The sequence below is a fragment of the Streptomyces sp. NPDC057702 genome, from assembly GCF_042799315.1.
In the GTDB taxonomy this organism is placed as follows: Bacteria; Actinomycetota; Actinomycetes; order Streptomycetales; family Streptomycetaceae; genus Streptomyces.
Map to the genome: position 1 here is coordinate 79,168 of NZ_JBHVJC010000013.1, position 21,174 is coordinate 100,341.

Annotated in this window: 18 protein-coding genes, 1 pseudogene and 1 riboswitch; of the genes and pseudogenes, 11 read left to right on the forward strand and 8 right to left on the reverse strand. The window is 76.1% G+C overall.

All coding sequences use genetic code 11. From position 1 onward, the window contains the following. The first annotated feature begins 368 nt into the window (after window positions 1–368). Complete coding sequence (locus tag ACFVFR_RS12060) at window positions 369–599, forward strand: hypothetical protein (protein ID WP_383700116.1); 231 nt, start codon at window positions 369–371, stop codon at window positions 597–599. A gap of 59 nt (window positions 600–658) precedes the next feature. Here the strand turns inward: ACFVFR_RS12060 and ACFVFR_RS12065 are convergent, their stop codons facing one another. Continuing rightward, window positions 659–973 (reverse strand): hypothetical protein, encoded by a 315-nt coding sequence (locus ACFVFR_RS12065; RefSeq protein ID WP_383700118.1) that lies wholly within the window; start codon window positions 971–973, stop codon window positions 659–661. Between the two features lie 833 nt (window positions 974–1,806). On the opposite strand from ACFVFR_RS12065, the gene ACFVFR_RS12070 reads away from it, so the two are divergent. The 3 genes from ACFVFR_RS12070 to ACFVFR_RS12080 all read left to right on the forward strand — a co-directional run bounded on the left by ACFVFR_RS12070 (window position 1,807) and on the right by ACFVFR_RS12080 (window position 4,553). Beyond that, window positions 1,807–2,445, forward strand: a complete 639-nt coding sequence (locus ACFVFR_RS12070) for a class I SAM-dependent methyltransferase (protein WP_383700120.1) — start codon at window positions 1,807–1,809, stop codon at window positions 2,443–2,445. 187 nt (window positions 2,446–2,632) lie between these two features. Further along, window positions 2,633–3,559, forward strand: a complete 927-nt coding sequence (locus tag ACFVFR_RS12075; protein WP_383700122.1) for an N-acetylmuramoyl-L-alanine amidase — start codon at window positions 2,633–2,635, stop codon at window positions 3,557–3,559. A 157-nt stretch (window positions 3,560–3,716) separates the two neighbouring features. Beyond that, window positions 3,717–4,553 (forward strand): hypothetical protein, encoded by an 837-nt coding sequence (locus ACFVFR_RS12080; protein ID WP_383700124.1) that lies wholly within the window; start codon window positions 3,717–3,719, stop codon window positions 4,551–4,553. A 169-nt stretch (window positions 4,554–4,722) separates the two neighbouring features. Here ACFVFR_RS12080 and ACFVFR_RS12085 read toward each other — a convergent pair whose 3' ends face one another. The 4 genes from ACFVFR_RS12085 to ACFVFR_RS12100 all read right to left on the reverse strand — a co-directional run bounded on the left by ACFVFR_RS12085 (window position 4,723) and on the right by ACFVFR_RS12100 (window position 9,015). After that, window positions 4,723–5,511: a maleylpyruvate isomerase family mycothiol-dependent enzyme gene (locus tag ACFVFR_RS12085; RefSeq protein ID WP_383700126.1), complete on the reverse strand. Its 789-nt coding sequence runs from the start codon at window positions 5,509–5,511 to the stop codon at window positions 4,723–4,725. Window positions 5,512–5,567: 56 nt separating this feature from the next. Beyond that, window positions 5,568–6,668: a prenyltransferase/squalene oxidase repeat-containing protein gene (locus tag ACFVFR_RS12090; protein ID WP_383700128.1), complete on the reverse strand. Its 1,101-nt coding sequence runs from the start codon at window positions 6,666–6,668 to the stop codon at window positions 5,568–5,570. Beyond that, entirely contained in the window at window positions 6,665–7,471 is an 807-nt protein-coding gene (locus ACFVFR_RS12095) for a methyltransferase domain-containing protein (RefSeq protein ID WP_383700130.1), read from the reverse strand. Before ACFVFR_RS12095 ends, ACFVFR_RS12090 begins: the two co-directional genes overlap by 4 nt. 182 nt (window positions 7,472–7,653) lie before the next feature. After that, window positions 7,654–9,015 carry a glycosyltransferase family 4 protein gene (locus tag ACFVFR_RS12100; RefSeq protein ID WP_383700132.1) on the reverse strand — a complete coding sequence of 454 codons (1,362 nt, stop codon included), beginning with the start codon at window positions 9,013–9,015 and terminating at the stop codon, window positions 7,654–7,656. Between the two features lie 346 nt (window positions 9,016–9,361). Between ACFVFR_RS12100 and ACFVFR_RS12105 the strand changes: the two genes are divergently transcribed. Then, window positions 9,362–9,967, forward strand: coding sequence for a TetR family transcriptional regulator (locus ACFVFR_RS12105; protein ID WP_383700134.1), 606 nt, complete (start codon window positions 9,362–9,364; stop codon window positions 9,965–9,967). A gap of 692 nt (window positions 9,968–10,659) precedes the next feature. Here ACFVFR_RS12105 and ACFVFR_RS12110 read toward each other — a convergent pair. Then, the gene (locus ACFVFR_RS12110; RefSeq protein ID WP_383700136.1) at window positions 10,660–10,893 is read right to left on the reverse strand and encodes a ferredoxin; all 234 of its coding nucleotides are present in this window, start codon (window positions 10,891–10,893) and stop codon (window positions 10,660–10,662) included. Window positions 10,894–11,600: 707 nt separating this feature from the next. Here ACFVFR_RS12110 and ACFVFR_RS12115 point away from each other — a divergent pair. The 6 genes from ACFVFR_RS12115 to ACFVFR_RS12140 all read left to right on the forward strand — a co-directional run bounded on the left by ACFVFR_RS12115 (window position 11,601) and on the right by ACFVFR_RS12140 (window position 18,729). Next, window positions 11,601–11,981: an SH3 domain-containing protein gene (locus ACFVFR_RS12115; RefSeq protein WP_383700138.1), complete on the forward strand. Its 381-nt coding sequence runs from the start codon at window positions 11,601–11,603 to the stop codon at window positions 11,979–11,981. Between the two features lie 365 nt (window positions 11,982–12,346). Continuing rightward, window positions 12,347–12,431, forward strand: a riboswitch (cobalamin riboswitch). 206 nt (window positions 12,432–12,637) lie between these two features. Then, window positions 12,638–13,981, forward strand: a complete 1,344-nt coding sequence (locus ACFVFR_RS12120; protein ID WP_383700140.1) for a prenyltransferase/squalene oxidase repeat-containing protein — start codon at window positions 12,638–12,640, stop codon at window positions 13,979–13,981. A gap of 152 nt (window positions 13,982–14,133) precedes the next feature. Continuing rightward, window positions 14,134–14,799: an SCO2322 family protein gene (locus ACFVFR_RS12125; protein ID WP_383700142.1), complete on the forward strand. Its 666-nt coding sequence runs from the start codon at window positions 14,134–14,136 to the stop codon at window positions 14,797–14,799. Then, window positions 14,796–16,136, forward strand: coding sequence for a CbiQ family ECF transporter T component (locus tag ACFVFR_RS12130; protein ID WP_383700144.1), 1,341 nt, complete (start codon window positions 14,796–14,798; stop codon window positions 16,134–16,136). The genes ACFVFR_RS12125 and ACFVFR_RS12130 overlap by 4 nt, the downstream gene beginning before the upstream one ends. Beyond that, on the forward strand, window positions 16,133–17,749 hold the full coding sequence (locus tag ACFVFR_RS12135) for an ABC transporter ATP-binding protein (protein WP_383700146.1): 1,617 nt from the start codon (window positions 16,133–16,135) through the stop codon (window positions 17,747–17,749). Before ACFVFR_RS12130 ends, ACFVFR_RS12135 begins: the two co-directional genes overlap by 4 nt. Before the next feature lie 95 nt (window positions 17,750–17,844). Further along, entirely contained in the window at window positions 17,845–18,729 is an 885-nt protein-coding gene (locus ACFVFR_RS12140) for an ECF transporter S component (protein ID WP_383700371.1), read from the forward strand. 116 nt (window positions 18,730–18,845) lie between these two features. Here the strand turns inward: ACFVFR_RS12140 and ACFVFR_RS12145 are convergent, their stop codons facing one another. Beyond that, window positions 18,846–19,298 (reverse strand): GNAT family N-acetyltransferase, encoded by a 453-nt coding sequence (locus ACFVFR_RS12145; protein WP_383700148.1) that lies wholly within the window; start codon window positions 19,296–19,298, stop codon window positions 18,846–18,848. Between the two features lie 465 nt (window positions 19,299–19,763). After that, window positions 19,764–20,937, reverse strand: a pseudogene (locus tag ACFVFR_RS12150) (steroid 3-ketoacyl-CoA thiolase). Window positions 20,938–21,174 lie beyond the last annotated feature (237 nt).

A 21,174-nucleotide genomic window follows, 5' to 3' on the forward strand; every position in this document is an offset into this window, starting at 1 on the left:
ATGGCCGACGGGCGCGGCGGCGGTGACAGCCGTGACACGGGGCACGGAGCGCGAGGCACGGGGCACGGATGCGGCCTGCGAGGCGCACGGCACGGAGTGCGAGGCGCGAGGCGCGGCGTACGGGACGTGGGACCCGCGCACGGGACGCGCGCACGGAGCGCAGGACACGGGACGTGAGCACGAGACACAGAGCACAGCGCGCGGCACGCGGCACGCGGCACGTGGGACGCGGCACGTGGGACGCGGCACGTGGGACGTGGGACGTGGGACGCGGCACGTGGGACGCGGCACGCGGTCGTGGACATTTCTGTACGGCATCGGGCGCATGCGACAGTTTGTTCGTGCTTTCGCGATGGTGGTACGCCTTGATGGGGCTCATATGTCTGGTGGTGTTCCTGGTCGGGGCGGCCACGGCGGCCTGGGCGGAGGAGCAGCGGATCAGGTGGTTGACCCACTGCGGCATGGCCGTGGGAGGTGGCGCGCTCGGCATCGGGCTCGTCATGGTCGGGCGGGCCGTGCTCTTCGGGCCGTTGCGGCGGGCGATGTTCCGGGTGCCTCCGACGAAGGGGCGGCACCGGCGCCCGGAACCGCCGCGCTGAGGCCGCCCGGGACGTCGCGGGCGGCGGGCCCGGCCGCCGGAACCCGGCCCGTGGCGCGGCTATCGCCCGCCGCCGCGCCCGGCCAGCCGTGCGAGTCGGCGCTGTCGACGTCGCTCGGCCAGAGTCACGAGGAGGAAGAAGAGCCCCATGACGACGCCGAGGGCCACGGCTAGGAGCGCGTCCGTCGGTCCGGCGCCCTCGGAGATCGTCCAGAGGAAGAGGGCGAACACTACGGCGACGCCCCCGCCGACGGCGATCGGATGCCGCGCTCCCCACCTCTGGGACCGGGTCGGGCGCCGCTGTCCCCCCAGAGCCCGGTCGACCGACCAGAACGCGTCCACGACCACCCGCCGAACCCGCTCGCCTCGCGCCATGCCCCGGAGCCTATGACGCACGACCGAAGCGCAGGTCAACGGCCCTGCCCCCCGCCAGCCGCCCCCTCCCCACGCCGAGGCCCACCCCGCGTCAGACCCCGCCGCGAGCCACGGCTCCCGCTCCCCCACCCCTCACCACGCCACAGCCCGTGACCGACAGAGCCCGTGACCGCCCCGGCCCGGCCGCCCCGCACTCCGCGCCCCACACTCCACATCGCGCGCCCACGTCCCGGCCCACGTTCCGGGCCGCGCGACGGCGCGTGCGCGACGGCGGGCGATCGCACTCGGTCCGGGAACGGCCGTACATACCGGCCGGCGCGCGGTGGCGGTCCGCGCGCCGGGCCGCGCGCGACAGGGCGTACCGCGATCACGCCGCCTCGATCGCAGACCGCACGTCACCGATCACGAGATCGCCCGTCACCGGTCACGAGTGCGCGGCCCAGCCTCCACCTCCCGCCCCGCCCCCGCCTCCACACAGCTCGCGGCCCACGTCACGAGCTCGCGGGTCGGGCGGCTCGCGGGAGTTTGGACACACGGCGTACCGGTCACCGAGCGCGGGTGGCGGATCACGCGTCGTGCGGTGCGACACGTGGGCCCGTATCCGGCATCGGGATATGCGATCCGAAATGCGGCGGGAAATCCGGCCGTTCGGGAATTCCGTCCCGGGCGCCGTCGGACGGTGAAATGGATGACGGAACGCCCGGATACGACCGCGCGGCGCGGACGATTTCCCGAACCCGTACGGTGACCGGACGCGTCGCGTACCCGGCGCGCTCACGCTCGGATCACCCAGAGATCACCCCGAGTCCGCACAGAGAGCAGGGGAACCGACCATGTCGCCCACGCCCGAGATCATCGCCGCTTTCGAGGCGGCCAAGGGATTCATGCCGCTCGACGAGGGATTGGCCCTGTACGAGGCGGCGCGGGAGGCGGGGGCGAGCGGGTTGCCGCTGTTGGAGATCGGTACGTACTGCGGGCGCTCGACCCTCCTGCTGGCCGCCGCCGCGCGCGAGGCGGGCACCGTCGTCGTCACGGTGGACCACCACCGCGGCTCGGAGGAGCAGCAGCCGGGCTGGGAGTACCACGACCCGTCGCTGGTGGACCCGCTGGTCGGCCGCATGGACACGTTGCCCGCCTTCCGTCGCACGGTGCACGCCGCCGGGCTTGAGGACCACGTGATCGCGGTGGTGGGGCGGTCGCCGCAGGTGGCCTCGGTGTGGGGCGGCCAACTCGCCCTGGTGTTCATCGACGGCGGCCACACCGACGAGCACGCCAACGGCGACTACACGGGCTGGGTGCCGCACCTGGCGCCCGGCGGGCTGCTCGTGATCCATGACGTGTTCCCCGATCCGGCCGACGGTGGGCAGGCGCCGTACCGCGTCTACCGGCGCGCGCTGGAGTCGGGTGCCTTCACCGAGGTCTCCGACACCGGTTCGCTGCGCGTCCTGCGCCGCACCGCTCCGGGCGCGTAGTCGGCGCGCGCGGCCCGCCCCACCCGCGGGCCTCCCGACACCGCTCCCCCGCCGCCGTCCCGCCCCGGGCTCCTCTCCCGTCACCCGGCTCGCCCCGCCCCGCGCGCCTCCCCCACCCCGCACCCCGGTCCACCCGATCGCGCCCCGGCGCGCGCCGGCCGGCGCGCGGCGGACTACCATCGCCCGCGTGTCGAACGGCAGTTTCCCCCCCACTCCACGCCGACTCGGCGGCACCCTCGTCATCGTGCTGGCCGTGCTCGTACCCGTGTGCTTCGCGGGCTGGCTCGTGTGGCGCGCCACGGACGAGGACGACGCGCAGGCCACCGGCGCGCCGGGCGCCCCGGCGCCCCCGTCCGCGACGCCCGGCGGTGGCGGCCGGGAGGACGCCGCCGCCTCGCACCGCCCGCCGTCGCCGGGGCGGACGAGCCAGGAGCGCGCGCTGGCGGGCAAGGTCGTGGTGATCGATCCGGGGCACAACCCGCGCAACCGCGACCACACCGCCGAGATCGCCCGCCTGGTGAGCGTCGGCACGCATCGCAAGGAGTGCGACACCACGGGCACCTCGACCAACGCCGGGTACGCCGAGGCCGCGTTCACACTCGACGTGTCGCGGCGCGTACGGACGTTGCTGAGTGAACGGGGCGCGACCGTCAAGCTCACCCAGAACGACGACCGCCCCTTCGGCCCCTGCGTGGACGAGCGGGCCGCCATCGGCAACGAGGCGCGCGCGGACGCCGCCGTCTCCGTCCACGCCGACGGCGCGGGCGCCGGTCAACGCGGATTTCATGTGATCTTGCCCGCGTCGGTACGTGGGGGCGGGGCCGACACGTCGGCCATCACCGGTCCCTCGCGTCACCTGGGCGATTCGCTGGTACGCGGCTTCACCAGGGCCACCGGAAGCGGCCTCGCCAACTACCTGGGTGGCGGTGACGGTTTGATGGTCCGCGACGATTTGGGCGGACTTAATCTCTCCACGGTTCCCAAGGTGTTCATCGAGTGTGGCAATATGCGCGACTCGAAGGATGCGGCGTTGTTGACCGATGCGCGCTGGAGACAGCGGGCGGCGCGTGGTATTGCCGACGGCATTACGGACTTCTTGCGCGGGAAGCGATAACGGCCGGGTTGAGCAGGCGTAACGGTCGCCCTCGAACGTGAGCACCCGGCCGTTTCGGCGATAGATTCACCCGTACGATGGGGGGCCACCCCCGCGCCCTCGCACTTCGCGTCCGGCGACAGCGACGACAACAGACGAGACCGATAGAGGACCTTACGTGAACATCCGCTCCCTCACTCGAGGCGATGGCGTGGTGATCGGAGCAGCGGTTTTGCTGTTCGTCGCCTCGTTCCTTGATTTCATTGCCGTCGACTGCCCGTCGGGCGCGCCGGACTCGGCCTGCCCGGCCTACAACGGCTGGAGCTCCGACTTCGCCTCCACCACGGCCGGCATCTTCGTCCTCGGTGTGGTCGGCGCGGCTCTCGTCGTCCTCTCGCACCTGCTGCCGCAGCGCAACCTGTTCGGCCTCACGCTGGAGCAGTGGGGGACGGCCGTCGTGGTCGCCGCCGCGTTCACCTCCACCTGGACGATGGTCTTCAGCCACCCGGACGGCCTGGAGAAGGGCGCCGGGCAGATCATGGGCTTCATCGTGCTGCTGGTGCTGGCCGGTGCCGCGCTGATGGGCTCGCGGGTTCCCGCACTCAAGGCCCCGCTCATGGGTGCCGCCTCGCCGCAGCCCGTGGCCCCGTACGGCGGTCAGCCGGGTCAGCCCGGTCAGCCGGCCGGTGGCTACGGCTACCCGGGCGGCGCGCAGCAGGGCGCCCCGTCCCCGTACGGTGCGCCGGCCGCCGGTCAGCCTCCGTACGGCGGTCAGCCCGGTGGCGCGAGCGCTGCTCCGGCCGCGGCCGGTGGCGGGGAGTTCGCCCCGTTCTGGTTCGCCGTTCCGGTGGCCCGTCCGCTCTACGCCGAGGACGGCTCGGCCACGCCGATCGCCGAGCTGGCGCCGGGCACCTGGTACCTGGCGGTGGAGCAGCGCGGGCAGGCGCTCGTGGCGCAGACGCAGGACGGCCGTCGCGGCGTCCTGCAGGACACCACCGGCATTCAGCGCGGCTGACCCTCGGTCGTTCGTGTCGGCACGGCCCCTCGCCCCTTGGTGGGTGGGGGGCCGTCGCCGTGTCCGGGCTCGCTCACCCGCCCCGCGTGCCCGTCCCGGGCCGACGTGGTGACGTGGCGACATACCGACGCGACGGGCGGCGTGCCTGTCGCGTACGCGCGGGGGGCGGTTAGCGGAAGCTGGCCCGGTCCAGCCAGAACTCCAGGAGCGCGCGGTCGCCGGTGACGGTGACCCGGTCGCTGCTCGGGGGCAGCCGCCGGTAGAAGAGGAGCAGCAGGTCGGTGAGGGCGCCGGTGGCGGTGACGGCCGCCGCTCCCTGGGCGCGGGCCCAGCGCACCCCGTCCGGAGTCAGCTCGATGGTCCAGTGGGCGGCCTGCTCGGGCTCGGTGTCCGTGGCCCGGAGGCGGATGGCCTGCCCGGTGCCGCGCAGTTCGGCCAGGCTCGGGTTGAAGTGGGCGGCGAACGGGTTGCTGACGATCTCCAGCCACTCGTCGATCGCGTCCGCGGCCACGTCCGGGTCCACGGCGTACTCCGCGCCCGTGACGGCGACCGCGTCCGCGCGGTGGATCGCCGTCTCGTGCGTGATGCGGCGCGCCCAGAACGACGAGCTCTGCTCCTGGCCCCAGGACCACAGGGGGGCGCCGGGGCCCGCCGCCGCGAGCGCGGCGTCCAGCATCGCGGCGCCCTCGGCCAGCCAGGCGTCCATGGCCGCCGGGTCGCCGTCGCTCGGGCCCTTCGACGCGGGCCGCTCGTCCTCCGCGTACGCGGTGGCCCGCGAGGTCAGCAGGAACTCGGCCCAGCGGTGGGCCTGGCCGACGTGCGTCAGCAGGTCGGTGACGGTCCACTCGGGACAGGTCGGTACGCGGGCGGCCGGATCGGCCCCGGCCACGGCGGCGCGCAGCAGATCGGTCTGACGGGCCAGCGCGGCACGGTATCTGTCGTATCCCAGTTCGCTCATGACGGCACGGTACGACCAGGGTCTGACATCGGCCCGGTGGCGGGCGCGGGATGGGCTCAGCAGCAGTCCGGGGGCAGCCCGGCGGGCAGCCGCTCGGCTCCGAAGACCCGCGTGGTGGCCTCGTCGCCGCCGAGCGCGGCCACCGCCAGGAGCAGGGAGCCCGCGGTCCAGGTGGTCAGCTCGCGGGGCCAGACGGCGTCGTCGTCGAAGACGTAGCCGGTCCAGTACATGCCGTCGTCGGCGCGGAGGTGCTGGATGGAGCGCAGGACGCGCACCGCGTGGTCGGACTCGCCCATCGCCCACAGCGTGAGGGCCAGTTCGCAGCTCTCGCCTCCGGTGACCCAGGGGTTGGGGGTCACGCAGCGCACCCCGCGGTCGGGGACGACGAAGCGGTCCCAGCCCTCGGCGATGCGCTCCCTGGCCGCGGCGCCGGTCAGTGCCCCGCCGAGGACCGGGTAGTACCAGTCCATGGAGTAGCGGCTCTTGTCGAGGAACCGTTCGGGGTGGTGGCCGATGGCGTGCCGCAACCAGCCGAGCGCCAACTCCCAGTCGGGTTGCGGGTCCTCGCGGTGCTCGGCGATGGCCAGGGCGCAGCGCAGGGCCTGGTGGACCGAGGAACAGCCGGTGAGCAGGGCGTCGGTGACGATCTCGCCGCCGTCCTCGGGCGCGGCGCGCTTCCAGCCGATCTGGCCGCCGGGCTGCTGGAGGGTGAGGACGAACTCGATCGCCGCGTACACCGTGGGCCACATCTGGTCCACGAAGGCGTCGTCGCCGGTGGACAGGTAGTGGTGCCAGACGCCCACGGCGACGTAGGCGCAGAAGTTGCTCTCCTTGGCGCGGTCGGTGGGCTGGTCGGCGGCGACGCCGTCGGGGGCGTCGGGGTAGGCGGCGTACCAGGAGCCGTCGGCGTTCTGGTGGCGGGCCAGCCAACGGTAGGCGGCGTCGGCGCGCTCGTGTTCGCCGGCGACGTCCAGCGCCATGGCGGCCTCGGTGTGGTCCCAGGGGTCCAGGTGGTGTCCGCGAAACCAGGGGATGGCGCCGTCCGCGCGCTGGACGGCGAGGATGCCGGCGACGGTCTGCCCGGCCTGCTCGGCGGTCAGCACGCCGGGCAGTACCAGCCGGTCGGTACGCCCCGGCCCGCGACCCGCGACGGTCATTCCCGCTCCTGGTGGGTGGCGTGGTCGGTGGACGCGGGGTCGGCGGCGATGGTCCCGGCCGGCTCGGTGGTCGGCGCCAGCGGAGCGGGGTCGTGCGGCTTCGTCGCGTACGCCACGAAGCTCTTGCCGATGAGCGGGTTGAGCGCGCTCTCCGCGAGCCGGGTGGCCAGCGGCTTCTTCATGATGTCCCAGACCAGCAGCTTGTGGTACGCGCGGACCGGCAGCGCCTTGTCGTTGTCCACGCCGAACGCGCACTTGAGCCACCAGTACGGGCTGTGCAGCCCGTGCGCGTGGTGGGTGCCGTACGGCCGCAGCCCCGCCTCGCGCATCCGGTCGAGCAGTTCGTCGCCCCGGTAGATGCGGATGTGGCCGCCCTCGACCTCGTGGTAGGCGTCGGAGAGCGCCCAGCACACCTTCTCCGGCCCATACCGGGGGACGGTGACCGCTATCCGGCCGCCCGGTCGCAGCACACGGACCATCTCGGCGAGGACGCCCTTGTCGTCGGGGATGTGCTCCATCACCTCGGAGATGATCACGACGTCGAAGCTGTCGTCGGGGAAGGGCAGCGCGAGGGCGTCGCCCTCCAGGGCGATGGCGGTGGCGGTGGCCGGTGCCTCGCCCTCCTCGCGCATCGCGGCGAACCACCGGGCGACCTCGCGGATCTCCTTGCCGTCGCGGTCCAGCGCGACGACGTGCGCGCCGCGCCGGTAGCACTCGAAGGCGTGCCGGCCCGCGCCACAGCCCAGGTCGAGGACCCGGTCACCGGCGGCGAGCGGGAAGCGGGAGAAGTCGACGGTCAGCACGGGGGTCTGCCTCTCTTTCCATCAGGCGGTAGTGCGCGGTGGGGGCGCGCTCCGAGGCCGGCGGGAGGCCGGGCCGGGGAGCGGGACGGTCGTGGGCGGGGCGTACGGGGCGGGGCGCGGTTCGGGCACTCCGCGCGGGCGGGCCGCGCGGTGGTCGGGGGCGCGGCGGGGCGGTGGCGGGGTCAGCGGCGGCGCGCGGCGGCGGCCTGGACGCGGATGGCCTCGCGGTAGTGCTCGACGGTGCCGCGTGCCGCCTGCTCCCAGGTGAAGCGGCGCAGGACGCGCTCACGTCCGGCGGCGCCGAGGCGGGCCCGCAGCTCCGGGTCGGCCAGGAGTCGGCCGAGGGCCTGGGCGAGGGCGTCCGCGTCGCCGGGCGGCACCGCCAGACAGGTCTCGCCGTTAGGGCCGGCCACCTCGGGGATGGCGCCGCCGGTGGTGGCCACCAGGGGGGTGCCGGTGGCCATGGCCTCGGCGGCGGGCAGCGAGAAGCCCTCGTAGAGCGAGGGCACACAGGCCACCTGGGCGCTGCGGACGAGGTCGACCAGCTCGTCGTCGCTGATGCCCTTGACGAAGCGGATGGCGTCCGCCAGTCCGTACCGCTCGATCGCTGCGGCCACCGGCCCGTCGTCGGCGCGCTTGCCGACCACGACCAGGTGCGCGTCGGGCTGTTCCGTACGCAGCTTGGCGAGCGCCTCGACCAGGTGGACCAGGCCCTTGAGCGGGACGTCCGCGCTGGCGGTGGTGACGACGCGGCCGGGGATCTCCGCGACGGAGGGGTCGGGTGCGAAGCGGGTGGCGTCGGCGCCGATGGGCACCACGTGCACACGGCCCGGCGCCACGCCCAGGTCGGCGACGATCTCGCGACGGGAGGAGCCGGAGACGGTGAGCACCGAGGGCAGCCGCCGGGCGACGCGCTTCTGCATCCGGCTGAAGGCGTACCAGCGGCGCACCGAGGCCCGGCGGCGCCAGTCGGTCGCGGCGTCCAGCTCCAGCCTGCGGTCCACCGTGATCGGGTGGTGGACGGTGGTGACCAGGGGGAATCCGGCGCGGGGCAGGCCGAGCAGGCCGTAGCCGAGGGTCTGGTTGTCGTGCACGACGTCGAAGGCGCCGGGGCGGGCCGCGAGGTGGCGGCGCACACGGAGGCTGAAAGTGAGCGGCTCGGGGAAGCCGCCGGTCCACATCGTGCCGACCTCCAGCGCGTCGATCCAGTCCCGGAACTCGTGCGCCCTGGGCGTGCGGAACGGGTCGGGCTGACGGTAGAGGTCGAGGCTGGCCAGCTCGGTGAGGTGGACGCCGCCGCCGGCGGGGAAGCCGGGGCCCGCCACGCTGTCCAGGACCGGGTAGGGCTGGGCGCCCAGCACCTCGACGCGGTGGCCGAGCCGGGCCAGCTCGCGGGAGAGGTGACGCACGTACACACCCTGGCCGCCGCAGAACGGGTCGCCCTTGTAGGTGAGGAGCGCGATGCGTAGTGGCGCTCCCTCGGCGGCGGGGGGCGCCGCCCGGAGCGGGTCGGGCCCGGTCGCCTGCACGGCCTCGGCACTCACTCGCGGCCCCCTTCTCGATGCGGTCCAGCGGGAGCGTAATCGCTCGCCGAGATGTAGAACAAGTTCCACCAGCGGAACGTGCGGGAAGTCTCGAAGATACCCGCCACCCCCAGGGACCCCCTGCCGGGCCCGGGTGATTCGCGCCACTGGGTGAACCGTGGTCGCGGGGGTGTGCCCGGCCGCCGCACGGGTCGGCGGGGCGGCGACGCGGAGTCGGGGGCCGCTCGCGGGGGCCTGGCGAAGTGGAACAGGTTTCAGCGCTCGCGCGGCCTCGAAGGCCCTGTCATCATGCACGGTGTTCGCCACCAGCCCGCGCACGCTCGGGGCCCGCACCGAAGTAGGACAGATGACCGCAGTCTCGAAGGCGACCTCGGCGCCGCTCACCGAGCGGCAGGAGGCGCGCCGCCGTCGGATCCTGCACGCCAGCGCCCAACTGGCCAGCCGGGGCGGGTTCGAGGCCGTCCAGATGCGGGCGGTGGCCGAGAGTTCGGGGGTGGCCCTCGGCACGCTCTACCGCTACTTCCCGTCCAAGGTGCATCTGCTGGTGGCGACGATGCAGGACCAGTTGCAGCGGCTGCACGAGACGTTGCGCAAGCGCCCGCCGACCGAGGAGGAGCCCTCGGCGCGGGTCGCCCAGACGCTGATGCGGGCCTTTCGGGCGATGCAGCGCGAGCCGCACCTCGCGGAGGCGATGGCGCGCGCCCTGACCTTCGCCGACCGCTCGGTCAGTCCCGAGGTGGACACGGTCTCGCGGCTGACGACGGCGATCATCCTGGACGCGATGGGCCTGACCGGCACGCCGACCCCGGCCCAGCTCTCGGCGGTACGCGTCATCGAGCACACCTGGCACTCCGCCCTCATCACCTGGCTCTCCGGGCGGGCCTCCATCGCCCAGGTGAAGATCGACATCGAGACCGTCTGCCGCCTGATCGACCTCACCGACCCCAACTGACCGCTGGGACCGGTTGCACCACGCTCCCGGGCCGGGGCTCCCCCCTGGCCCCGTCCGGCACCCTCCAGCCGCCCAACCGGCCACGCCCCCTCCCCCACGGCGCGTCGGACGACGGCGAAGGGGCGACGCCAGCCATACGAACTCCCGCCTGGCGTCGGCTGGTTCGTGACGACGCGTCTCGGCGCGGCCACCTGTCGCCAAGGCCACGTGCCGGCACCGCCCGACCGGGGACGGACGCCGGTGCCCTGTGGCGTTCGCGCGGTGGCGAGGCGCGAGGCCGCCACAGCGTGCGTACGGCAGGTCGTCGCGCCCGCACGGAACTTCGGGGTCGGGTCGCGGCCGGAGTCGGCGTCAGGAGCGGAGTCGGGTCAGGGCCGAGGTCGGGCGTACGGGCTCGGCCCGGCGGACCGCCGGTGGCCAACTCGGTTCGCATCTGGTGCGGTTCGGACCTGTCGGTCGGGCGGGGGCGTGGAAGGGGTCGCGGGAAGCCGCGCCCCGCGTACGTGGACGCGCGCGGGCGGAGCGGGCCCCGGCCGGGGCCGTGGCCGGCCGCCCCTCGGGCCGGAGCGGCGACGGGGCGAGCCGGACGGGCGGCGGCACGGCGCGGCGGGCCGGGCGGCGGACCCACTCGAATCGGCTCCACCAGCGGCGGGTTCACCGGCGCCGGGCGAGGCGGCGACCGGTGGCGGGGGTTACTCCGCGGGCGGGAACACGGCCTCCCCGTCGCGCGCGAGTCGGATGGAGATGGCCTCCACCGGGCAGCTCTCGGCGACGTCCAACACCCGCTCGGAGGCGGCCACTTCGGCCGTGACCGGCTCGGACCGGCGCGCCGCGCCCAACCGGAAGGCGGCGGGCGCCTCCCCCGCGCACAGCCCCGACCCGATGCACACGCCCTGATCGACCTCGATCCGCCAACGCTCCGTCATACCGTCCCGCCTTCCGCGTACGCCCCCGAGGGCCCGTTGATCACCCCGCGCACGATAGGCCGCCACCCGGCCGGAGCCCACCCCGCCCCCACCCCCTCCAGCCGCCCCCGGGCAGGCCCACTCCCGGCGCACACCCCACCCGCCTCCAGCCCGAGCCCGCCCGCCAGCCGCCGGGCCGACCGACAGGCGGGCGGGCCCACCCGGGAGCGGCCGACACACGGGGCGGTGGGGTGTTCGAGGCGGCGGGGCGCGTACGAGACACCCGGCGCGACCGACAGCGGGGCGGCGGGGGCGGGCGGCGGTACGGCGGGGGCGGGGCGCGGGGCGCACGGCCTCGGGGCGGCGGGGGCGTTCCACCGCCCCGAGGCGGGCGGCACGAGTCGGGGGTGGCGCGCGCCCGGGCCCGCGCCCGTCAGGCGGGCCGGGTCGCGACGGGGGCGAGGCCGCGTGGGCGGGGCGCGGACGCGCGACCGTCACGGAACGTGATGACTTGCAAAGTTTCCGTGACCTACTTAGCGTGCTTTGTGGCGGTTAGGTGGGATTTTCATCACATCCGACCGGCCGCTGTCGGGTGCCCACCGTGGCGCCGGTGTGTGATCGCCGGCGTCGTCGAACGCCCCGACGTCGACACAGTCGCACTCTTTCCGCTGGCTCAGCTCACGCGCTCCCCGCCGGGGGAGCCGCTCCTTCACCTCCTGGAGAAACAGATGTTCCTGCAGTCCACGTTCAGCAAGATCGCCTTGACGGCGGCGACGGGTGCCCTGGCATTCGCCACCGCCGCCACCCCCGCTCTCGCGGCCACCCCCACGGCCGCCGCGGAGCACACCAGCTCCTCCGTCAAGGCCAAGCCCGCCCACTACAAGGGCCGCGTCATCGCGAAGTCGGGCCTGCTGATCCGGAGCGGCCCGAGCCAGAAGCACAAGGTCGTCGGCGCTCTCCCGTACGGCACGATCGTCAACATCGTGTGCAAGGTCAACGGGCAGAACATCGACGGCAACCCGCGCTGGTACCTGCTGGACAACGGCAAGTGGGCGTGGGGCGCGGCCCGTTACATCGCCAACATCGGCCGGGCCCCGCACTGGTGCTGACCTGACGCCCGGCCTCGCCGGACAGCCTGACCACATCGGCCTTCGCCGCCCCTCACGGGCGGTGGGGGCCGACGTGCTGGCACCGCCCCCGGCGGCGGACGGGATCGCGGGCCCGCCCCCCGGTCGCGTACGGCACGCGGCCGGCCACGCGCGCCCGCCCCGCCCGTCTCGGCCGGCCCGCGCCCCGTCCGGCGAGGCGTGGGCCGCCCCGGTCGCGGGCGACGTACGCCGGCGTGCCCCCCTTCTCGGGCCGGCCACCTCCCGGCCGGCGGCGCGGACGTGCGGTGGCCGTGGGGCGGTGGGCGGCGGTGGGCCCGGGGGCGGCGGATAAGCTGTCGCGGACAACTTCATCCCGCCCCGGGACGGGGAAAGCCGGTGGAAGACCGGCGCTGACCCGCAACCGTAAGCGCGGCGTGCCCCCGTGGCGCGGCCGTGCGAGCCGGACCACCCGTGCCGGGGCGAGAAGGCTCCCGGAGCCGGCCGTGCCTCGCGAGGGCCCGGCCCGGTCGCCGGCGCCCGTCGAGGTCTGCGGAGCTGAGCCCGGTGCCACCGCGCGACTGTCCGTCGCGCGGAGGGCGACGTGGGCGGCTGCGCACCGCGACGACCGACGCCGCGATGACGGACATCGCGACGCTACCCACCGAGAGGCACCGACCATGGCCCCCTCCCTCGCCGTCCACGCGCGCCGCGGCGCCGTGGCGCTGGCCTGCGCCGCCGTCCTGGGCGTGGCGGCGACGCCCGTCGCCACCGCCGACGAGTCGCCGTCGCCCGCGACGTCCTCCGCCGCGCAGCCCGGGTCGCAGCAGCAGCCGAAGGGGCTGTACGGGGCGAAGGACCCGAAGTTCGACGGCGTGTGGCGGCAGTCGCTGGCCTTCCTCGCGCAGGACGCGGTGGGCGTCACCCCGGCCACCGAGGCCATCGACTGGCTGGCCGGACAGCAGTGCGCGGACGGCGGGTTCGCCCCCTACCGGGCCGACCCCAAGAGCCCGTGCGACGCGAGGAAGGGCGAGTTCAGCGACGCGACCGGGGCCGCCGTCCAGGCGCTGGCCACCGTCGGGGGGCGCGCCGCCGAGGTGACCAGGGGACTCGACTGGCTCACCCGGCACCAGAACGCGGACGGTGGCTGGGGCATGAACCCCGGCAGCCCCAGCGACCCGAACTCCACGGCCGTGGCCGTCGGCGCGTTCGCCGCCGCCGACCGGGAGCCGGGCGAGGTCACCGCGAAGGGGGGCAAGAACCCGTACGACGCGCTGCTCGGCTTCCAGCTCGGCTGCGACGCGAAGCGGGCCGACCGGGGCGCGTTCGGCTACCAGCCGGACAAGAGCGGCAAGCTCGCCCCGAACGCGCTGGCCAGCGCCGACGGCGCGCTCGCCGCGCGGGGCGAGGGATTCCAGGTCGAGCCCGCCGAGTCGGACGGCGCCGCCCCCAAGCCGCTGGCCTGCGACAGCGACGCGAAGGACGCGGCGGGCAAGGACACGGACGGGGACAAGGAGCCGAAGGCCGCGGCCGATGCCGCCGCCGCGTACCTCGTGACCACGCTCTCCGCCGGGGGCCAGCACCTGACGACCGCGATGCCCGGCGCCGAGCAGCAGCCCGACCACGGCAGCACCGCCGACGCGGTGCTCGCGCTGGCGGCCGGCGACCACAAGGGCGCGGCACAGGGCCCGCTCACCTGGCTCCAGTCCGCCAAGAGCGGCACGCTGACCTGGGCGAAGGGCGACCCGGGCGCGCTGGCCAAGCTGGTGCTCGCCAGCCACGCGGCCGGCGGCGACCCGCGCGCGTTCGGCGGCCAGGACCTGGTCGAGCAGCTCAACGCCACCGGCCCCACCCCCGCGACCTCCTCCGAGGACGCGGGCGACAAGGGTGACCAGGACAAGGACGAGAAGGACAAGGACGACGACAGCACCAGCGTCAGCGTCTGGTGGATCGTCGGCGTGGGTCTGGTGGCCGGCGTCGGCATCGGCTTCCTGCTGAGCGGGCGTAAGAAGCAGCAGCTCTGATGGGCTCGGGGCAGGCGACGGAGGGGCCCGTGGCCGGGCCCGCCCGCCGCGCGGCGACGGCGCGCGGGCGGGTCGGGTCGGCTGGGCCGGCCGCCGGCGCGCGCGCACGGCGCCCCGCCCTTCCCCGGACGCGGCGCGGCGGGGCCGCCGCGTTGACGACCCTCGCCCTGGCACTCCCATCGCTCGGCCTGTGGGGCGCCACGCCGGCCGCCGCCGACGGCTACCGCTACTGGTCGTTCTGGGAGCGGGACGGCGGCGCGTGGACGTACGCCACGCAGGGACCGGCCACCCCGCGGCCCGGGGACGGGGACACCGTCGGCTTCCGGTTCGCCGTCAGCCGCGACACCCGGGACGCGGTGCGGCCCCGGGGCCCGGCGGACTTCGCCGCGATCTGCGCCGACACCCCCGCCCGGGACGGGGCGAAGCGGATCGCGGTCGTCCTCGACTTCGGCACGCCGGGGGACGCGCCGGGCGGCGACCGGCCGCCCGCCTCCCGTACGGCGTGCGCGCGGGTGGGCGACGACGGCACCGCGGCCGACGCGCTGGCCCGGGTGGCGAAGCCGCTGCGGTACAACTCCGCCGCCCTGCTGTGCGCGATCGCCGGCTACCCCACGAGCGGCTGCGGCGAACAGGTCGGCCGCGCCGGCGACGGGGACGCCTCGGCCGACGCCTCACCCACGCCGGGCACGACGGCGGGCGGGCGCGCGACGGACGACACGGACGACGGCGGGCCGTCGGCCGGGCTGATCGGTGGCGTCGCCGCCGTCCTCGCGCTCGGCGCGGCGGCGCTGTGGCAGGCGCGCCGCCGACGCGGATGAGCGCCGAGAGCCGCCCGCGCGCCCGCGTCGTCGCCGACCGCGCCGATGCCCCCGGCCCGCGCGGGGGACGGACCGCCGGCGTACTGCGGGCCGTCCGCGCGCCGGTCGCCACCCGGTCGGGCGCGCTGCACGCCGGGGCGTGGTGGGTGTGGGCCCTCGGGCTGGCCGTCGCCGCCTCCCGCACCACCAACCCACTGCTGCTCGGCCTGCTGGTGGCGGTCGCGGGGTACGTGGTCGCGGTGCGCCGGACACAGGCCCCGTGGGCCCGCTCGTACGGCGCGTTCGTCAAGATCGCCCTGGTGGTGATCGGCATCCGGCTGGTCTTCGCGGTCTTCCTCGGCTCACCGATCCCGGGCACCCACACCCTGTTCACGCTGCCGGAGGTGCCGCTGCCGGACTGGGCCAAGGGGGTGCGGCTCGGCGGCCGGGTGACCGCCGAGGGGCTGGTGTTCGCGCTGTACGACGGGTTGAAGCTGGCCGCGCTGCTGATCTGTGTGGGCGCGGCCAACGCGCTGGCCAACCCGGCCCGCATGCTCAAGTCGCTGCCGGGGGCCCTGTACGAGGCGGGGGTGGCCGTCGTCGTCGCCATGACGTTCGCGCCGCACCTGGTGTCCGACGTCCAGCGGCTGCGGGCCGCGCGGCGGCTGCGCGGCCGGTCCGACCGGGGGCTGCGGGCCCTGGCGCAGGTCGGGCTGCCCGTTCTGGAGGGGGCGTTGGAGCGCTCGGTGGCACTGGCCGCCGCCATGGACGCCCGTGGCTACGGGCGCACGGCCCAGGTGCCGCGCGCGGTGCGGCACACCACCACCGTGCTGAGCGTCGGTGGCCTGCTCGGCGTGTGCGCCGGCACCTACGGCCTGCTCGCCGCCGAGGGCGCGGGGTACGCGGCGCCCGTGCTGGTCGGCGGGCTGCTCGCGGCGCTGGGCGGGCTGTGGCTGGGCGGGCGCCGCTCCGCGCGCACCCGCTACCGGCCCGACCGGTGGGGCGCGCGGGCCTGGTGGGTCTCCGGCTCGGGGGTGGCGGTCGCGGGGCTGATGATCTGGGCGGGCTCGTACGCGCCCACGGCCCTGCACCCGCCCGCCGTGCCGCTGACCGCGCCGACGCTGCCGCTGTGGCCGGCCGCATCGATCCTGCTGGGCCTGCTGCCCGCCCTCGTCGCCCCCGTGCCCGCGGACGCGGCCAGCGGGGTGCCGAAGGCCGGCCCCGAAGCCGGCCGTCCGTCCCGGTCCGACGACGACCAGCCCGAGGACGCGGCCCGCCCCGGCGCTCGCGGCCGGGCCCCGGCGCCCCACGGCGCGCGCCCGAGCGCCGCCCCGACAACGAAGGAGACCGAGCGGTGATCCGCTTCGAGCAGGTGTCGCTCACCTATGACGGCGCCGCCGGGCCCGCCCTCCAGGGGGTGGACCTGACCGTGGACGAGGGCGAGCTGTGCCTGCTCGTCGGCCCGTCCGGGGTCGGCAAGTCCACCCTGCTGGGGACCGTGTCCGGGCTCGTGCCGCACTTCAGCGGCGGCACGCTGCGCGGCAGGGTCACCGTCGCGGGCCGTGACACCCGCACCCACCGGCCCCGCGACCTGGCCGACGTGGTGGGCACCGTGGGCCAGGACCCGCTCGCGCACTTCGTCACCGACACCGTCGAGGACGAGTTGGCGTACGGCATGGAGTCGCTCGGGCTGCCGCCGGAGACCATGCGCCGCCGCGTCGAGGAGACCCTTGACCTGCTGGGCCTGGCGGCGTTGCGCGAGCGCCCCATCGCCACCCTCTCCGGCGGCCAGCAGCAGCGTGTGGCCATCGGCTCGGTACTCACCGCGCACCCCCGGGTGCTGGTCCTGGACGAGCCGACCTCCGCGCTCGACCCGGCCGCCGCCGAGGAGGTGCTGGCCGTGCTGCAACGCCTCGTCCACGACCTGGGCACCACCGTGCTGCTGGCCGAACACCGCCTGGAGCGCGTCGTGCAGTACGCCGACCAGGTCATCGTGTTGCCCGAGCCGGGCGCGGCGCCGCTGGTCGGCGCGCCCGGGGAGATGATGGCCCGCTCGCCGGTGCACCCGCCGGTGGTGGCTCTGGGCCGGCTCGCCCACTGGTCGCCGTTGCCGCTGTCGGTCCGGGACGCCCGGCGCAGGGCCGGGGCGCTGCGCGAACGGCTGGGCGCGCCGCCGGCGCCGGGCCAGGCGCCGCCGCCCGCGTCCGGCGCGCCCGCCGGCCGGGCCGAGGCGCTGCGGGTGCGGCGCGGGCGGATCGACGCCCTGCGCGGGGTGGACCTGACGGTGCGCCCCGGCGAGTGCGTCGCCCTGATGGGGCGCAACGGGGCCGGCAAGTCGACGCTGCTGTCGGCGTTCGTCGGACTGCACGAGCCGGCGGCGGGCACCGTGCGGGTCGGCGACGCGGTACCGCACCGTACGCGCCCGGCCGACCTGTTGCGCCGGGTGGGCCTGGTACCGCAGGAGCCGCGCGACCTGCTGTACGCGGACACGGTGGCCGCCGAGTGCGTGGCCGCCGACCGCGACGCGGACGCGCCGCCGGGCACCTGTCGCGCCCTGGTCGGCGACCTGCTGCCGGGCGTGGTCGACGCCGCCCACCCCCGGGACCTGTCCGAGGGGCAGCGGCTCGCGCTCGCGCTGGCCGTCATCCTGACCGCCGGGCCGCCGCTGATCCTGCTCGACGAGCCGACCCGGGGCCTGGACTACGCGGCCAAGGCCCGGCTGGTGGCGGTGTTGCGCGCGCTGGCGGCCGAGGGGCACGCGATCGTGCTGGCCACCCACGACGTGGAACTCGCCGCCGAACTCGCGCACCGGGTGGTGATCCTCGCCGACGGCGAGGTGGTCGCCGACGGGCCGACCGCCGAGGTCGTCGTCTCCTCGCCGGCCTTCGCCCCCCAGGTCGCCAAGGTGCTCGCACCGCTGCCCTATCTGACCGTCCCGCAGGTGGCCCACGCCCTGGCGGCCCCCGCGTGAGGGCGCCGGGACGCAGGCGGCGCGACGTACGCGGGGAACACGGCGTACGCGCCACGCGCCCGCACTCCGCCGCGCAGCCGGACTCCGCCGCGCGGGTGGACCGTGGCACGCACCGGGGGGACGGTGAGCGCCCCGGGCGGGGCGGGGACGGGGCGCGGCCTCAGCGGCAGGCGCGGCCGATTCGGCTGGGCTGGCGGTCGGTGGTCGCGCTGGCGCTGGTCAGCGCGGTCGGGGTGGCCGCGTTCGGCTGGCCGCTGCTGGCCGACTCCGAGTCGGGGCTGGCCCACTCGCGGGACGCGCCCTGGCTGTTCGCCGCGCTGTTGCCGCTGCTGCTCGCGGTGGTGGTCGCGACGATCGCCGACACCGGCCTGGACGCCAAGGCCATCGCCATGCTGGGCGTGCTGGCCGCCGCCGGCGCCGCGCTGCGCCCGCTGGGCGCGGGCACCGCCGGCATCGAGCCGATGTTCTTCCTGATGGTGCTCTCGGGGCGGGTGCTGGGGCCCGGGTTCGGGTTCGTGCTCGGCGCGGTGGCCATGTTCGCGTCCGCGCTGCTGACCGGGGGCGTCGGCCCGTGGATGCCGTTCCAGATGCTGTCCATGGGCTGGGTCACGATGGGCGCCGGGCTGCTGCCGGGGGCGCACCGGCTGCGCGGGCGCGCGGAACTCGCCCTGCTGGCGGTGTACGGAGCCCTCGCCTCAGCGCTGTACGGGCTGGTCATGAACCTCCAGGGCTGGCCGTACATCGGCGGCCTGGGCTCCGGTGTCTCCTTCGTCCCCGGCGACCCGCTCCCGGAGAACCTCTCCCGCTTCCTCGCCTACCACCTGGCCACCTCGCTCGGCTGGGACCTGCCCCGGGCGGTGCTGACGGTCGTTCTCGTGGGCACGTTGGGCGGCACCATCCTGGCGGCCCTGCGCCGCGCCACCCGACGGGCCGCCTTCGACGCGCCGGTGGCCTTCGACCCGCCCCGGCCGGCGCCGTGACCGACCCCGGCACCGCGCGCCCCGACGGCCCGCCACCGCCAGGCCGGGCGCGCCCGTAGGCCGCCCGCCGTGGACGTACTCCCCCGGGCGCGTTCCCCTCGCGCGGTGGCGTGGGCTCAGTCGAGGGCGAAGACGAGTTCGGGCCGCTCCCAGGAGACGACCGGGGAGGCGGGGACGGTGCCGACGCGCCGCGCGCCGACGCTGCGGTAGAACCCCTCGGACGGCGGGTGCGAGACGACGCGGACACGCCGGACGCCGTCGGCCCGCGCTCGCGCCTTCATGTGCTCGGCCAGCCCGCGCCCGACGCCGAGCCCCTGGGCCGCGTCCGCCACGAACATCAGGTCCAGCTCGGGCGGGTCCAAAACCAGCGCGTAGAACCCGAGCAGCCGATCCGTCCCGTCCTCGGCCAGGAACACCTGGTGGGCCTCGATGTAGTCGGGACCCACCCGGTAGCCGGCGACCATCGACGCGTACCGGCCCTCGTACGCCGACGAGCCGCGGACCAGCCGCGTCAGCCGCCGCGCGTCGCGCGCCGTGGCCCGCCTGATCGTGAGGTCCGTTCCGCGCATGACACCGCTCCCACCACACCGACCACGGCGGCCGAGGGCGGGGCCTGGGCCCACACCACGCCACCGAGGCGAGAAGTCAACAGGCCAGCAGGCTACGACGCGGTGGTGCGCGATGGGCCCGTGGGGCGTGTGATCCGGCGCACCGTCGTCACCCGACGACACCCCAGGGACGACGGACGCGAAGGCGATGGACGGGGGGACGGGGCAGGACGGAACGGCCCCTGCCCCCGACGTAGGGCAGGCCGACGGGCTGGAGCGGGGCGGCGGGCGGAGGACGGGGCGGCGGATCGGAGAAGGGTGGCGGGCCGAGGACGGGGCGGCGGCGCGACGGGGCCACGGGGCGACGGCCGCACCAGGCGGCGGCGGAGGCCCAGGGGCGGAGGGGCCCGGAGGCGACGGAGGCTCGGTGGCGGAGCCTTGGGGGCGGAGGAGGCTCGGGAGTGGTGGAGCCTCGGGGGGCGCCGGTCAGAGGCGTCGCGGCAGCGTGCCGTGGGTCAGGCCGCCGCCCGCGCCCGTCGTGGTGGGCGCGACCTCCTCGTCCCGGCGTTCCCGCTCGTGCGGGGCGGTGGCCGTGGTGACCAGGCGGGCGCCGGTGGCGCCGACGGGGTGGTCGAGGGGATCGCGCCGCCGTTGGCGTTCACCTTCTCCAGGCCCTGCTCAAAGGTCTGCGCCCGGGACGACATCACCGAGGCGAACGCCTCGTTGAGCTCGACCCGGTCGACGTCCGCGAGCGCCGTCCCCGCCCGGCCGAGGACCGCACGGGTGGCGTCGACGGGGCCATCGAGGTGAAAGTACGGATCGGCGCCGACCAGGGTCTGGGCCGGGACGCGGGCCCGGGGGCGCGGCCCGGCGCGTGTGCGACCGCCCGGGCGGCCCACGGGACGGTACGCGCCCCGTCCAGGAGCGGCGCGGAGGTGCCCGCCGGGTGCGGTGCGGCCGGCGTCACGGGCCGTGGCTCGCCCTACGCCGCCAGGCTGGTCTCCCGCAGCCCCTCGGCGCGCTCCGGGACCCGCCAGCCGGCCTGTCGGCGACCGGCTCGTCCCGGATGGCGGCACCCACTCGGAAAAGGTCCCGCGCGTGAACCGGCCCCCGGCCCAGGCCCGAGCCGCCCGCTCCCGCGAGGCGGGACCCGCCGTGTCCCACCGGGGCACGGGTCACGGGCCAGGCCACGGTGTCAGGCGATGCGCTCGCCGCCTCGACGTGACCCGACAGGCCCACCACCGGCCACGGGTCAGGCCGGGCCCGACCGGGCCCGTGCCGGTGGTCGCCGCCCAGCGGCGCCCGCGACACGGCCCCCACGCCGGAGCCGACACCGACGTCGACCACCCCGCTGGCCACCACGTGGTTGGCCTGCCGCGAGAAGTCACACAGGCAGTCCACGGTGGTCGCGGCGGTCGCGTACGCACGGCAGGCCCCGGGCCCGCCACCCGTGGCGGGCCACGTGCGTCGACCGCTCCCCGGCGTGGGTGGGGGTGCCGCTGCCGGTCTGCTCGACGTCCTCGGCCTGGAGGCCGGTACGGGGGAGGAGTGCGCCGGACGGCGTGCCGAGCGGGTGGGCGGGGCGCACGCCGGACAGCGCTCCGCCGCGTCCGCCGATCGGGGTGCGTACCGCCTCGGCGATGACGGCTTCCTCGACCATGGCTCGCCCTCTCCTCGCCCCCTGACGCGGAGCGCGCCGGCCGGCGCGCCCCCGGGTGCGGGACCGGTACGCGTTCTCGTGGACGGGCGCGCAGTCCGCGGAGGCCAGCCACGCCGGGGCGCGAGGGGCGTGCGACGGAGGTACGCGAGGCGGCCTCGCGGCCACCGCCTCCCCCGCCGCGTACGGGTTCCCGAGGGCGGACGGGCGTACTGCCCAAGGCGGTCGCGTTCGGCGCTC

Excerpts from the sequence above, each read along its gene's own strand:
- ACFVFR_RS12060 (WP_383700116.1), top strand. The coding sequence starts at position 369 with ATGGGGCTCATATGTCTGGTGGTGTTCCTGGTCGGGGCGGCCACGGCG.
- ACFVFR_RS12065 (WP_383700118.1), bottom strand. The coding sequence starts at position 973 with ATGGCGCGAGGCGAGCGGGTTCGGCGGGTGGTCGTGGACGCGTTCTGG.
- ACFVFR_RS12070 (WP_383700120.1), top strand. The coding sequence starts at position 1,807 with ATGTCGCCCACGCCCGAGATCATCGCCGCTTTCGAGGCGGCCAAGGGA.
- ACFVFR_RS12085 (WP_383700126.1), bottom strand. The coding sequence starts at position 5,511 with ATGAGCGAACTGGGATACGACAGATACCGTGCCGCGCTGGCCCGTCAG.
- ACFVFR_RS12090 (WP_383700128.1), bottom strand. The coding sequence starts at position 6,668 with ATGACCGTCGCGGGTCGCGGGCCGGGGCGTACCGACCGGCTGGTACTG.
- ACFVFR_RS12105 (WP_383700134.1), top strand. The coding sequence starts at position 9,362 with ATGACCGCAGTCTCGAAGGCGACCTCGGCGCCGCTCACCGAGCGGCAG.
- ACFVFR_RS12110 (WP_383700136.1), bottom strand. The coding sequence starts at position 10,893 with ATGACGGAGCGTTGGCGGATCGAGGTCGATCAGGGCGTGTGCATCGGG.
- ACFVFR_RS12115 (WP_383700138.1), top strand. The coding sequence starts at position 11,601 with ATGTTCCTGCAGTCCACGTTCAGCAAGATCGCCTTGACGGCGGCGACG.
- ACFVFR_RS12120 (WP_383700140.1), top strand. The coding sequence starts at position 12,638 with ATGGCCCCCTCCCTCGCCGTCCACGCGCGCCGCGGCGCCGTGGCGCTG.
- ACFVFR_RS12130 (WP_383700144.1), top strand. The coding sequence starts at position 14,796 with ATGAGCGCCGAGAGCCGCCCGCGCGCCCGCGTCGTCGCCGACCGCGCC.
- ACFVFR_RS12145 (WP_383700148.1), bottom strand. The coding sequence starts at position 19,298 with ATGCGCGGAACGGACCTCACGATCAGGCGGGCCACGGCGCGCGACGCG.